The sequence below is a fragment of the Roseobacter sp. CCS2 genome, from assembly GCF_000169435.1.
Classification (GTDB): domain Bacteria; phylum Pseudomonadota; class Alphaproteobacteria; order Rhodobacterales; family Rhodobacteraceae; genus Yoonia.
In genome coordinates this window covers 1-11,870 of sequence record NZ_AAYB01000011.1, presented here as the reverse complement: position 1 = coordinate 11,870, position 11,870 = coordinate 1, and the positions used below count along the sequence as shown (strand labels likewise).

At 55.7% G+C, this 11,870-nt stretch carries 15 protein-coding genes and 1 tRNA gene; 3 read left to right on the top strand and 13 right to left on the bottom strand.

Annotated elements, in window-relative coordinates; all coding sequences use genetic code 11:
* Together RCCS2_RS17750 and RCCS2_RS17745 are read right to left on the bottom strand one after the other, a co-directional pair.
* Positions 1-793 (bottom strand): GNAT family N-acetyltransferase (locus RCCS2_RS17750; RefSeq protein ID WP_008236922.1); only part of this gene is annotated, 793 nt, incomplete at its 3' end.
* Between the two features lie 105 nt (positions 794-898).
* Positions 899-1,078: a DUF3553 domain-containing protein gene (locus RCCS2_RS17745; protein WP_008236920.1), complete on the bottom strand. Its 180-nt coding sequence runs from the start codon at positions 1,076-1,078 to the stop codon at positions 899-901.
* 29 nt (positions 1,079-1,107) lie between these two features.
* On the opposite strand from RCCS2_RS17745, the gene RCCS2_RS17740 reads away from it, so the two are divergent.
* Positions 1,108-1,698: a histidine phosphotransferase family protein gene (locus RCCS2_RS17740; RefSeq protein WP_008236918.1), complete on the top strand. Its 591-nt coding sequence runs from the start codon at positions 1,108-1,110 to the stop codon at positions 1,696-1,698.
* Here the strand turns inward: RCCS2_RS17740 and RCCS2_RS17735 are convergent.
* The 7 genes from RCCS2_RS17735 to RCCS2_RS17705 form a co-directional block, all read right to left on the bottom strand.
* Positions 1,695-2,960 (bottom strand): glutamate-5-semialdehyde dehydrogenase, encoded by a 1,266-nt coding sequence (locus tag RCCS2_RS17735; RefSeq protein ID WP_008236917.1) that lies wholly within the window; start codon positions 2,958-2,960, stop codon positions 1,695-1,697. The two genes, RCCS2_RS17740 and RCCS2_RS17735, sit on opposite strands and share 4 nt — an antisense overlap.
* Positions 2,961-2,972: 12 nt before the next feature.
* Positions 2,973-4,079, bottom strand: a complete 1,107-nt coding sequence (proB, locus tag RCCS2_RS17730; protein WP_008236915.1) for a glutamate 5-kinase — start codon at positions 4,077-4,079, stop codon at positions 2,973-2,975.
* Entirely contained in the window at positions 4,067-5,116 is a 1,050-nt protein-coding gene (obgE, locus tag RCCS2_RS17725; protein ID WP_008236913.1) for a GTPase ObgE, read from the bottom strand. The genes proB and obgE overlap by 13 nt, the downstream gene beginning before the upstream one ends.
* A 39-nt stretch (positions 5,117-5,155) precedes the next feature.
* Positions 5,156-5,653, bottom strand: coding sequence for a GNAT family N-acetyltransferase (locus tag RCCS2_RS18040; protein WP_008236911.1), 498 nt, complete (start codon positions 5,651-5,653; stop codon positions 5,156-5,158).
* A 49-nt stretch (positions 5,654-5,702) separates the two neighbouring features.
* A complete protein-coding gene (locus RCCS2_RS17715) occupies positions 5,703-6,245 on the bottom strand; it encodes a GNAT family N-acetyltransferase (protein ID WP_008236909.1) in 543 nt (180 codons plus the stop codon).
* 131 nt (positions 6,246-6,376) lie between these two features.
* Positions 6,377-6,646, bottom strand: a complete 270-nt coding sequence (gene rpmA / locus RCCS2_RS17710) for a 50S ribosomal protein L27 (protein ID WP_008236907.1) — start codon at positions 6,644-6,646, stop codon at positions 6,377-6,379.
* Positions 6,647-6,657: 11 nt separating this feature from the next.
* Complete coding sequence (locus tag RCCS2_RS17705) at positions 6,658-7,377, bottom strand: 50S ribosomal protein L21 (protein ID WP_008236898.1); 720 nt, start codon at positions 7,375-7,377, stop codon at positions 6,658-6,660.
* 175 nt (positions 7,378-7,552) lie between these two features.
* Between RCCS2_RS17705 and RCCS2_RS17700 the strand changes: the two genes are divergently transcribed.
* Positions 7,553-7,900: a hypothetical protein gene (locus tag RCCS2_RS17700; RefSeq protein ID WP_008236896.1), complete on the top strand. Its 348-nt coding sequence runs from the start codon at positions 7,553-7,555 to the stop codon at positions 7,898-7,900.
* Here RCCS2_RS17700 and RCCS2_RS17695 read toward each other — a convergent pair.
* Both RCCS2_RS17695 and RCCS2_RS17690 read right to left on the bottom strand, forming a co-directional pair.
* Positions 7,897-8,301 carry a hypothetical protein gene (locus RCCS2_RS17695; RefSeq protein ID WP_008236894.1) on the bottom strand — a complete coding sequence of 135 codons (405 nt, stop codon included), beginning with the start codon at positions 8,299-8,301 and terminating at the stop codon, positions 7,897-7,899. The two genes, RCCS2_RS17700 and RCCS2_RS17695, sit on opposite strands and share 4 nt — an antisense overlap.
* 72 nt (positions 8,302-8,373) lie before the next feature.
* Positions 8,374-9,219 (bottom strand): DUF2059 domain-containing protein, encoded by an 846-nt coding sequence (locus tag RCCS2_RS17690; protein WP_008236892.1) that lies wholly within the window; start codon positions 9,217-9,219, stop codon positions 8,374-8,376.
* Positions 9,220-9,351: 132 nt separating this feature from the next.
* Here RCCS2_RS17690 and RCCS2_RS17685 point away from each other — a divergent pair.
* Positions 9,352-9,441: transfer RNA gene (locus tag RCCS2_RS17685), tRNA-Ser, on the top strand.
* Positions 9,442-9,539: 98 nt separating this feature from the next.
* On the opposite strand, the gene RCCS2_RS18035 is transcribed toward RCCS2_RS17685, so the two are convergent.
* Positions 9,540-11,021 carry a type IV pili methyl-accepting chemotaxis transducer N-terminal domain-containing protein gene (locus RCCS2_RS18035; RefSeq protein ID WP_050770847.1) on the bottom strand — a complete coding sequence of 494 codons (1,482 nt, stop codon included), beginning with the start codon at positions 11,019-11,021 and terminating at the stop codon, positions 9,540-9,542.
* A 359-nt stretch (positions 11,022-11,380) separates the two neighbouring features.
* Positions 11,381-11,870: OmpA family protein (locus RCCS2_RS17675; protein ID WP_008236887.1), on the bottom strand; the 490-nt coding region annotated here is incomplete at its 5' end.

Here is an 11,870-nt window from a genome sequence, read left to right as displayed (position 1 = left end):
CAATGGCTGTTCCAGACGTTAACATCTTCTTTTGCAATGCATTAATCGCGTCGCTTTCAAGGATGATGCAGATATCAACCGTGTTGAAGGCATGGTCAACAAAGGCGCCTTCACCCACGGTTGCGCCCAGACGCAGATATGCTTTGATCAAAGCAGGCATCTGCCGGACTGCGGCAACACGATCCACCGCTTCGATTGACGACATATCCATCGGCAGGGCTGTTGGCCCAATAGCCTTCACCCGCAATTCTTTGCGCGCCAGATGGCGGTGATGCAACAGGCTTAGCGGGCCAGACAGCGCTGTCGCATCGGTGCCATGGAATGATGCGACACCGAAAAGAACCTCAATCCGCTGGTCCTGCACATACGCCGCCAGCGCCGCCCAAAGGTGTAGCATCGCGGCCCCCCCGCGATAGTCTGCGTGCAAGCATGACCGCCCCAATTCCAACAGACGCTTCCCACTTTGATAAAAAGGGGTCAGATCATATTCCTCGGCGCAATAAAACCGCCCTGCCGCGATTGCCATTGGTTCGGTCATGACACGGTAAACGCCAACGACCTGATCGTCAGGGGCGCGGGTTTCATCAAGTAAAAGGATGTGATCGGCATGTGCGTCAAAAATATCCCGCTCCAACCGCAGGTCGTGATCAACCAGCGGCCCATCGCCTCCCAGTTCGGTCACAAAGACGTTGTAACGCAAGCGTTGTGCGGCGCGCACGTCCTGTTCGGACTGTGCAACGCGGGTCGAAAACACCGGCGCAGCCGTCATCATTGCGTTTGATTGTGCCGTCATCGACCTGCATCTTCTGCGAAATTAACCATTTGGCAACCATTTCACGCGACGTAATGAAAAGGCACTCTCAAACTTCACTTGCGAGACTCGCCTGTAAGTTGTATCTCATTCGTTAACCAGTAAGAGTAGAACCCGTTTACCATCAATGACAACTTTCCCCATCTCCCGAAAATTCACTGTAATTTTATCGCCAATGTTGGATTGCACTTGTCCGGTGCCCCACTCTGGATGGTCGGGATGGCGGACAAGCACGCCGGGTTCCAAAATGGCGTTGAAATCGTGCATCACTTCTCTTTCAAAATGGAGGCTGCTTTATGCAACCTGATCTTGCGGCATTAGTTGGCTCGCGCATTTGTCATGACCTTATCAGCCCAATTGGGGCAATCGGCAATGGGGTCGAGCTTTTGGCGCTAACAGATGGCGATACCGGCGCTGAGATGGAGCTGATAAACGAAAGCGTTCAGAACGCCAGCGCCCGGATCAGATATTTTCGGATTGCCTATGGCGCCGCCAGCGAAGAACAAATGGTTAGCCGGTCAGAGATATTGTCCATTCTTGCCGCAACCGCCCGGGGTGGGCGGATCAATTATATCTGGAAGATTGATGGCGACCAGCCGCGCAGATTGGTGCGATGCGCCCTTTTGACATTACAGGCGATTGAGGCATCGCTGCCGCTTGGCGGCGACATCCATATCACGCAAGAGGAAGAAATGTGGGTCATGCGCGGCGAAGGCCCGCGCCTGACGCTGGATAAAGAGCTTTGGAATAACCTGCTCTCACCGCAAGTTGGTTTTCATTACACTGCGGCGCATGTTCAATTTGCGCTATTGCCGGGCGTTTTGGCCGAAGCCGGACGCGTGCTGCAATTCAAACATGAAGCCAACCACATGGTCGTGCGGTTTTAGGATCGCAACGCCCCGTCGCCGGTCACAAGATATTTAAAGCTGGTCAATTGACTGGCCCCGACCGGCCCGCGCGCGTGCAATTTACCTGTGGCGATGCCAATTTCAGCACCCATGCCAAATTCGCCGCCATCAGCGAACTGCGTTGACGCGTTGCGCATCAGAATGGCGCTATCGAGCTGCTTAAAGAAATGTGCGGCGGCTTGATCATCCGCAGTTACAATCGCATCGGTGTGGTTTGAGCCATAGGTGCGGATATGGTTGATCGCGTCATCCACACCGTCGACCAGTTTGGCAGCACAGATCATATCAAGGAATTCTGTCCCGAAATCATCGGCTTGCGCTTTGGTCGTCCCTTCAATCTTGGCCAGCTCGCCATCAGCGCGTACTTCTACACCGGCTTTGAGCAGCGCATCCACAAGCATTGAACCGTGTTGCGTATAAAACCGCCAATCAATCAGCAGGCACTCCATCGCGCCGCAAATCCCGGTACGGCGGGTTTTGGCATTCAATACAATCTCAAGCGCCATTGCAGGGTCGGCGGTCGCGCCGATATAGATGTGACAAACCCCCTCAAGATGCGCGAAAACAGGCACGCGCGCCTCGCGCTGTACCAACCCGACAAGGCCTTTGCCACCGCGTGGCACGATCACGTCGATATGGTCAGTTGCCGTCAGCATCGCGGAAACCGCGGCCCGGTCACGTGTTGGCACCAGCTGTATGGCAGCAGCGGGCAGACCGGCCTGCTGCAATCCGGTCTGCAAGCAGTCATGGATCGCTGTCGAGGAATGAAAGCTTTCCGAACCGCCACGCAAAATCACGGCATTGCCAGATTGCAGGCAAAGCGCGCCTGCATCAGCGGTCACATTGGGGCGGCTTTCATAGATCACACCGATCACACCCAAAGGTGTGCGGACACGCTGAATGTGCAGCCCCGTTGGCATGTCCCATTCGGTGATCACTTCGCCCACCGGATCAGCCTGTGCCGCGACATTGCGCAAGCCGTCTGCCATGGCGCGGATACGCGGCTCGTCCAGCATCAAACGGTCCATCATCGCGGGGCTAAGCCCTTTTTGTTCGGCGAATACCTGATCTTCAGCATTGGCATCCATAATGGCCATCCGGTTGTCCCAGATCGCATCAGCCGCACCAATGAGGGCGGCATATTTGCGTTCTGACCCGGTTGTCGCCAACACGGTCGATGCCGCACGCGCGTCAGCACCGATTTGCGCCATCATAGGCCCGATTGCGTCGTGATCGTTCATGATCTTACCCTCTTACAGCACCATATCATCCCGGTGCACCAATGCAGCACGACCTTCATAACCCAGTATTTCAACAATGTCAGCCGACCGACGCCCCATAATTTGCTGCGCCTCGGCACTGGTATAGCGGATCAGGCCCTGCCCCATCTGCACCCCCGCCGCATCAACAATCGCTACCAGATCACCGCGCCCAAAGCTTCCGTTGATCTGGGTCACACCTGCCGGCAGCAAACTTTTGCCGTGCTTCAACGCGTCGCCAGCACCTGCGTCAACGGTGACAGTGCCGCGCGGCTTCATCGCGGAAATCCAGCGTTTACGCGCCGCTTGTGGATCAGTTTGCGCCGTGAACCATGTGGCATTGGCCCCGTTTTCCAGCTTACCAAGCGGGTAGAGCGCCGTACCCAACGCAATCGCCATCGCACATCCTGCTTCTGTCGCGATCCGTGCTGCCATGACCTTGGTGATCATGCCGCCCTTGGACAGGCCAGAACCGGCGTCACCAGCCATCGCCTCAACCTCGGGCGTGATCTTTTCAACTACGGCAAGGTGTTGCGCGGACTTCTTGATCTTTGGATTTTCAGTATAAAGACCATCAACGTCAGACAATAAGATCAACTGATCCGCACCAATTGTCACTGCAACCTGTGCTGCCAAACGATCATTGTCACCATAGCGAATTTCATCAGTTGCGATCGTGTCGTTTTCATTGACAATCGGTGTCACACCCAGCCCCAGCATCGTTTCCATCGTTGCACGGCTATTCAGATAACGACGGCGATCCTGCGAATCCTCAAGTGTGACAAGCACTTGGCCGGTCACGATACCATGTGGCGTCAGAGCCTCTTCATAAGCACGGGCCAATCGGATTTGCCCGACAGCGGCGGCGGCTTGCGACTGTTCAAGCGCAAGGGATGTCTGCGGCAGGTCAAGAATACCCCGGCCAAGTGCGATAGAGCCGGACGATACGATGATCACATCCGTCCCCCGCGCCCTGATCCGAGCGACATCACTTGCCAGTGACGTCAGCCAGCCTTGGCGTAACGCACCGGTTTCAGCATCCACCAGCAAGGCAGACCCGATCTTTATAACAAGGCGCTTGGCGTCGCTTAGGGCTGCCATGGCGTGTCCTCGTTTGTCTCCGCCTCCGCCGCTTTGCGGTGGCGCAGGCGGTTGTCATCAATCTCGGAACGCAGGGCGCGCAAGACGTCAGGGATACCTTCGCGGCTGACGCCTGACATCATCATGACGGGTCCATTGGCGACAGCAGCGATTTCATCGCGCAGGAATTCGCGTTCTTCATCATCCAATGTGTCGATCTTATTCAGCACCGTTATACGTGGTTTGTCCGCCAATTCCCCGCCATAGGCTTCCAACTCAGCAATGATTGTTGTCAGATCACCAGCCGGATCGCCGGATGTGCCATCAATCAGGTGCAAAAGAACGGCACAGCGTTCGACATGACCAAGGAACATATCGCCAAGACCGCGGCCTTCGCTGGCGCCTTCGATCAGGCCGGGAATATCGGCGACAACAAATTCCACGTCATCAATGCCCACAACGCCCAGATTGGGGATCAGCGTTGTAAATGGATAGTCAGCAACCTTGGGCCGCGCATTGGAAGTGGCGGCCAGAAACGTGGATTTGCCCGCATTCGGCATCCCCAGTAGACCCACATCAGCAATCAGTTTCAACCGCAGCCAGATCGTTCGCTCAATCGCTTCCTGTCCCGGATTGGACCGGCGCGGTGCTTGGTTCGTGGCTGTTTTGAAGCGCAAGTTGCCCCAACCACCATTACCGCCTTTGGCAATCACGATTTTCTGGCCGACTTCGGTCAGATCAGCGATAATGGTTTCTTCGTCTTCATCAATGATTTCAGTGCCAACAGGCACACGCAGCACCTTGGCTTCACCATCTTTACCGGTCCGCTGGCTGCCCATGCCATGCTGACCGTTACCCGCAAAGAAATGCTGCTGATAGCGAAAATCAATCAGCGTGTTCAGGCCCTCGACAGCCTCAACCACCACATCGCCGCCTTTACCGCCGTCGCCCCCATCCGGGCCACCGTATTCCATAAACTTCTCGCGCCGAAACGAGATGCATCCGCCGCCACCGGCACCGGACCGGATATAGACCTTTGCAAGATCAAGGAATTTCATGTGTTTGGCTTTCTACGGCTATCCTGATCAGCCGATAACCTACTGCGGCGCGGTTCTCAAGCGGTCCCATGTGGTCCGCGGGAGGCGGTACTGGTGCACAAGCGTCGGCAGGCGTGCCGGACTGCGCGTATAGTGGGTTTGCCAATGCGCAAACCCGCACTTTCGCAAGACGGCAGCCGAGGCCGGATTATCATGCCAGACAGAGGCGCGTAGGATGGGCCAGTCATATTCAGCAAAAGCCATGGCAATGGCGTCGCACGCCACCTTGGTGGCATAGCCTTTGCTGTGCACGTCTGGCACAAACATGTATCCCAATTCGCCCTGCGTCACAGCCATGGTGCCGATTACACGATCGTTCAGGCAAACCGCCCAGACAAACCCATGCCCCGCATAAGGTTTGCAGCGACCACGCGTGAATGCCTCTTGTGGTGGCCACGGCCAGCGCCCCAACTGACGTACAACAGACCAGTGCGACACCATCGCGTGCATATCATCGAAATCATCTGCGTTCAGAAAGCGATAGTGTAGTTCAGTCATCACCGCACCGTCATGAATGCCGCGCGTTCTGTCCGCAAAGTTAAATAGATCATGACCCGAGTTTGAGCGTATACGTCCAGGTCGGCACAGTCGCGCCGCGTGACACAGAAAATGCCTCAGCATCGCCAAGATAGTCGAAACCACAGTTGGTCAGCACACGCGCAGACCCCGGATTGTCCTGAAACACTTCGGCAAAGATACGATCCGACCGGTGCGGGTTAGCAGCAATCAGCGTGCGTACCGCTTCGGTTGCGAAACCGGTGTTCCAGAACGCAGGCGCGATCCAATAGAATACTTCGGATTGCGCACGGTCCATATGCTCAAGGCTGATCAACCCCAAAGCTTCTGCGTGGCCATGGGCAGAGCCATCAATAACCCAGACATCTTCTGTCCGCTCAGACACACTGGCACGTTCAATCATCGCTTCAACCGAACCGGGGGGCAGCGGGTGCGGCATGGCACGCGTACCACGGGCCACACGATCATCGCCGGCGTACATGGCAATCAGACCAGCGTCGGACTTGCGGCAGGGCCGCAGGACAAAGCGATCTGCTTCGATCGTATCTTGAACGATGATATCCTCGTGTCGCATTGCTTCCCTCCCCGAAAACAACTTTCTGTTATGCCATCCTCTAAATCCATATGGTGGCAAAACTATGAATAAATTAGGGGGACCGGTTATCACCGATCCCCCCAAAATTTCGTAACCTTGGAATATTCGGTTTATTCAGCGGCCTCCGCCACTGGAAGGACCGAAATAAAGGTGCGGCCTTTCAGGCCTTTATGGAATTTGACGTTGCCATCAATGGTCGCAAAGATCGTGTGATCCTTGCCCATACCAACGCCCATGCCTGGCCACATTTTTGTGCCACGCTGACGCATGATGATGTTGCCGGGAACGACAACTTCGCCGCCGAATTTCTTGACGCCAAGACGACGACCAGCTGAGTCGCGTCCGTTACGGGATGAACCGCCTGCTTTTTTATGTGCCATTTGGTCTCTCCTTAGCCTTTTGACAGCTCAACCGCTTGCGCGATCCAGCCTTCACGTTCGATGCGGCCTTTGAACGACAGTTTCTCGTCCATAGCAGCCACATCAGCTTCCGTCCATGCGGCGATCTGCGCGAATGTTGTTACGCCAGCCGCATGTAGCTTCTTCTCAAGTGCCGGGCCAACGCCTGACAGCTTTTTCAGATCATCCGCGCCAGCAGCCGCTTTTGGCTCTGCTTTTGCTTTTGGTTCAGCCTTCGCCTTTGGCTCTGCCTTGGCTTTTGTGGCCGCCTTCGGCTTTTCAGCCTTCGGCGTTGATGCGCGCTCAGCCGCCGCGGCCGCTTTCTTGGATGTTGGGGCACCATTGGCACCTGTCACATAGGCCGTGCCAGCGCCGGAAACGGCGGCCATCACGCCAGATTTGTCAGCACCCTTTTCAAGGATGTCGGCGATACGCACCAAAGTCAGTTGCTGACGGTGGCCTTTTGTACGCTGGCTGCCATGCTTACGACGGCGCTTGACGAAGTTGATCGTCTTCTCGCCTTTGATCTGGTCAATCACCTCAGCCTGGACGCCTGCGCCCGCAACTGTTGGAGTGCCCACTGTGGACCCGACCATAAGCACTTCGTTGAATTGAATTTTGTCGCCTGCTTTTGCAGCAAGCTTTTCGACACGCAATACATCGCCAGAAGCAACTTTGTACTGCTTGCCGCCGGTTTTGAGAACCGCAAACATATGTTATTCCTTTGTTTTTCGCGTCTCTGAGGCCCCGGGAATACCCGGCGTTTGGTACCTGTGGACTGCGTGCCCGTGGGCATAATTTCGCATATTCCCCACAAATGCCTTGCAGAGATGGCGCTATATCTGACCAATGTAGCCGTAAGTCAACATAAAAAGAAGGGAAAAACCCATGCGCTGGCCATTGATCATCATTCTTCTTACCGCCGCTTGTTCACAAGAGGCGAACCACCTTGGCAACCCTTTAATGTTGCCGGTGTCAGGGGTCAGCACAGTGATCGGCAATGCCGCTTACGAAAAGCGGCGCGGCGAGGTCGAATTGATCGTGAAATCAAACTATGAAACCATCAAAGCCGATATCCGCGCAGGCGGCGGGCCTGTTCTGACCAAAGCCATGGATGCGGCAGGAATACCGGAACGCGACCGCCCTGCCCGCATCATTCAGCTGCAATCGGATATGGGTTTATATCAGACAACACCTGGCGCCTTGGTCACGGCATTGATGGTCTATGGTGGTTAGAAATCAGCAAGCAGGCTGTCGCGGCGGGCCACCAAATCCCAGAATGCCTTGGACTTGGAAATCTCATCTGCAAGGTCTACCGGAATACCACGCGCAATCATGCGGTCATACATCGTTTGCGGATAGCCTGGGGTGACCGGCGGCACACTTACCATCGCGTTGATGTCGGCTGAAACGCCAGCGGCTTCTGGCGGGCAGCCCCGCGTTGGGTTTCCGCTGACCGTGCGTCCTTCTGCCTCAAGCTTGGTGACGGCCGCGAAATAGATCGTGCATTCAGCTGCCAGCAACTGCACCTGACGCGGATCATCGGCAGGCAGATCGGGTTGCGGGGCGATAGGTGCAGTTTGCTCGCATGCAGCGAGAATACCAACAGCAAGAACGGCGTATTTAAAGGAAGGCAATGCGAGATATCCCAATGTGTTTCAATTCCCGTTCAGAATACCCGACCATCCGCCGATGCCAAGGGGTGATGATCACAACTCTTGACTGATCATAAAGCGCGATGACGCCAGACCAAGCCCACGCGAAACATCATCAAACATCCCGTCAAATGCGACGAAAAGGGCATCACCCATATCCTGCCCGGCCTCGGATCTGGAAAAAGCGATATAGGCCTGCAATTCTTCATCCGACAGGGGCTGATATGCCATCATCAGAAACGAATAGACCCATTCTGTCGTGTCATTGCGCACCTCGGGTTCTTGCGTCCAGACATCTTGCAAGGCGCTTTCGGCGGTCACGCCTGCCGGCATGGCACCGCCATCAATCAATCCGGTATAGAACGCATAGCTCGCGTTCAGCGCACCGACGACATTGGCCTCAATCAGGTCGTTCACCTCAACAAATTCCTGCACCATCAGGTAACGCGGTGTCTGATCCATCATCGCAATAGCGGCGTTTTCCTTGCTCGCCTCTTCGACCGCGTCATCCAACAAGGCGCGGCGGGCGCTCACCTCCAGCCCGACGATCTTGGCGCCCGGCTCTGATGTGAAGAACGCCAGCATGGCATCAATATCATCTCCGGCTATCGCTTCACCAAAGGCGCCGCGGACTTCTTCGTACATCGTTTCGGTGTCATAGATGGCTGACACGGCTTTTGCCCATTGATCAGATGTGCCGCCGGGCAGCATATCAACGGCCAAAACCTCACCATAGGCTAACCCTTCCTCGCGCATAATCTCGATCATCTGTGGCATACCAAGGGCATTCAGCAGTGCATCAACTTTGGCATCATCAGCGGGCTGGGCCCAAAGCGGGGCTGCCACAATCGATAGGGCGACGGCATAGGGGGCGGTAAAGCGGATCATCATCGACCTCATCAAGGGTGCGTTAAAGGATATCTATGCACCCCGCCTTGCTTTGCAAAGTGGCTGCACGGAATTGTCATAACCCTTTTGATTTGGGTCTTGCGCCAAGGGTCTGCGCGCAGTACCACGCCGCACGATCCCCGCGGAGAGGTGCCGGAGTGGTCGAACGGGGCGGTCTCGAAAACCGTTGTGGGTGCAAGCCCACCCAGGGTTCGAATCCCTGTCTCTCCGCCAGCTTTATCAAATTTGGTTTATGGCGCCTTCAACAAACGCCCAAGATACAAAAAAGGCGAGCCCCGAGAGGCCCGCCCTTCAGTCGTAATTTCAATGACTTACATTAAATTCTGTACGTTGATACCAAATGTTACCGCACCAATCACTTCACCTGTTGCGGGATCTGAAATCGCCAAAGACGCCTGTGACTGGTAGAACCCTGTGCTGTCGTCAAACTCGACCTCGCTGATGTGCAGCGCGTCTGGGCCGACCGAATAGGTCTGCTGCCATTTCGCTTCATCACCCTGCCAGTAGTCGGATGTTTCAACACTTTGGGCCACGTTCAGGCCTTTATTATCCATGATAAACACTTCGGTCACAAAGCCTGCCGTTGCCTGTTGCTTGTTCAACAGCCAGTTCGACACAGATGCCGACAACAGCTTTTCGATCAGCGGGCCACCGCCTTCGCCAGCCTCTGCGCGCCATTGCTGATCAAGGGCGATGACGTCGTCTTCGGACAGACCATCATGCTGGACATTCTGCGCCTTTATTGCGTCGATCAATGCAGGATCTGTCAGCCAGCCTGCCAACTCATCACGGGCGTAAGCCTCCAATGGCACACGGTACACACCGTCCTGGCCCGGTGTTGCAATCAGGTAAAGCGTAATGGTGTTGTTCATCGCCACCGACAGCGTTTGGGAAAGATCGGCGGCAGCATTCACCATATCCGCCGTGGGGGTCTGACCCGACAACGCAGCGTCGAACACATCACGCTCTGCCTGCCAAATATCGAAGGTGCTGGACAGGCTGTCGCGCACAGCATCATTGGGCGGTGGATTAATGCCTGCTGCGGCGAAACCATCCCGCAGCGCAATCAGTGTTTGCTGAAACAGATCGACGGTTTCTCGCAAGTCTTCCGATGTCGCGCCCTGACCAGAGTTTGTTGCCAGCTCGCACATCTGCCGCGTCATGCGGTATGCCAATGCGCGCTGCCGGATGGCAAAGTTTAGGACCGTTGCGTCACTTTGCAATAGCTGCTGTGGATCGGAATATTGCCCCGATATCACAGAGGCCAGTTGTTCGGTCTGGTCAAACAACCCCGCAAAACCATCTCCGATCGCCGTGGCATCGGCGGATGAAGCAGGACCAGAGGCCAAATTGGCGGCCGCGGCATCCATCGGCTGCCATAGGTCTGCGGTTTCATTCAATGCGGTCAAGGTGCGTGCGCGCTGTTCGGCGCCGGGCATGCCCAAGGCCGGATTGCCGTTGACCAGACCATCAATGATCCGACCAAAGTCCGCACGATAGGTCGCCAATTCTGTCTGCGCTTCAGAAACGTCGATCCCGCCATTGACCCGGCAACTGGCCGAGGCAACAGCCTCTGTCAAAGAGCGCAGGTTGGCCGACCGGCTGACGCGCGCCTTGCCACCGTTGTACAATGACGCATCATTTGCTTGTGCTGCGGCTTGGTTCGGGCTGAACACCCCCAATACGGGCACAGAGGCCACCGCCAGTGCAAGACAAAGTGACTTTGAAACGGAATGCCCCGCCAGCGTTGTGCGGCGTGGGGGTTGAGCGGTGGTCGTCTTTCTAATGTTCATGCCATGAGTCCTATCATGCGTTACTTGCTTCGCCGCGGCTTGGTCGGTGCTGGTGCACGGACAGATCAGTTAAAGACGAAATTGCGGTCTTTAGGCTGTTTCAAGCAACTTGGACAAAACAAGTTGGTAAATGTTTACGGACGTCTCGCGGGCTTCTGTGATAGATAACAAACGCTTAAAATGAGCACTAGTAACTGGTATACGGGTAACAATCAGAAGTCGGGTGAAGACAGTTTTTCGTGACCGCTGCCAAACCATTCTGTGTTCAATTCAGTTGAGCGCAGATGGTCGGAGCGCGTAGCCGTCCAACGTGATGGTCTTGCGATACGTGTTCCGCAGAACACGTATCGCCTGTGTTTTTAGCTCTCGACGGTGTTGGAAATCCAAACCTCAACACGGCGGTTGATACCACGACCACGCTCTGAAATGTTGCAAGCGGATGGGGCGATTTCGCCATAACCGGCTGTGGACATCGTCACGTTATTGATCGAACCACCTGTGATGGCGCGCATTTCTTCCATGACCGCAGCGGCGCGCTGTTCAGCAAGGCGCTGGTTTGCGTCAAATGCACCCACATCATCGGTGAAGCCAACAAAGGTTACTTCTGTACCGTCCGGCACACGCTGCAGATACGCAATCAGGCGCTGCATGTCCAAACGACCACGTTCGTCCAGCTTGGAAGACCCGGTGCGGAAGCGGAATGTTGTGGACAGACGATCATTTTCGTCCATTTCACCCAACATGTCGCCCATAAGTTCGCCTTCAAAGCCAACGTCATAGCGTGCCATTTCCGCGACCAATGCGGCGCGACGGGCGTCGCCCTCTGCCTGGCTACGGCGCAGGATGCCA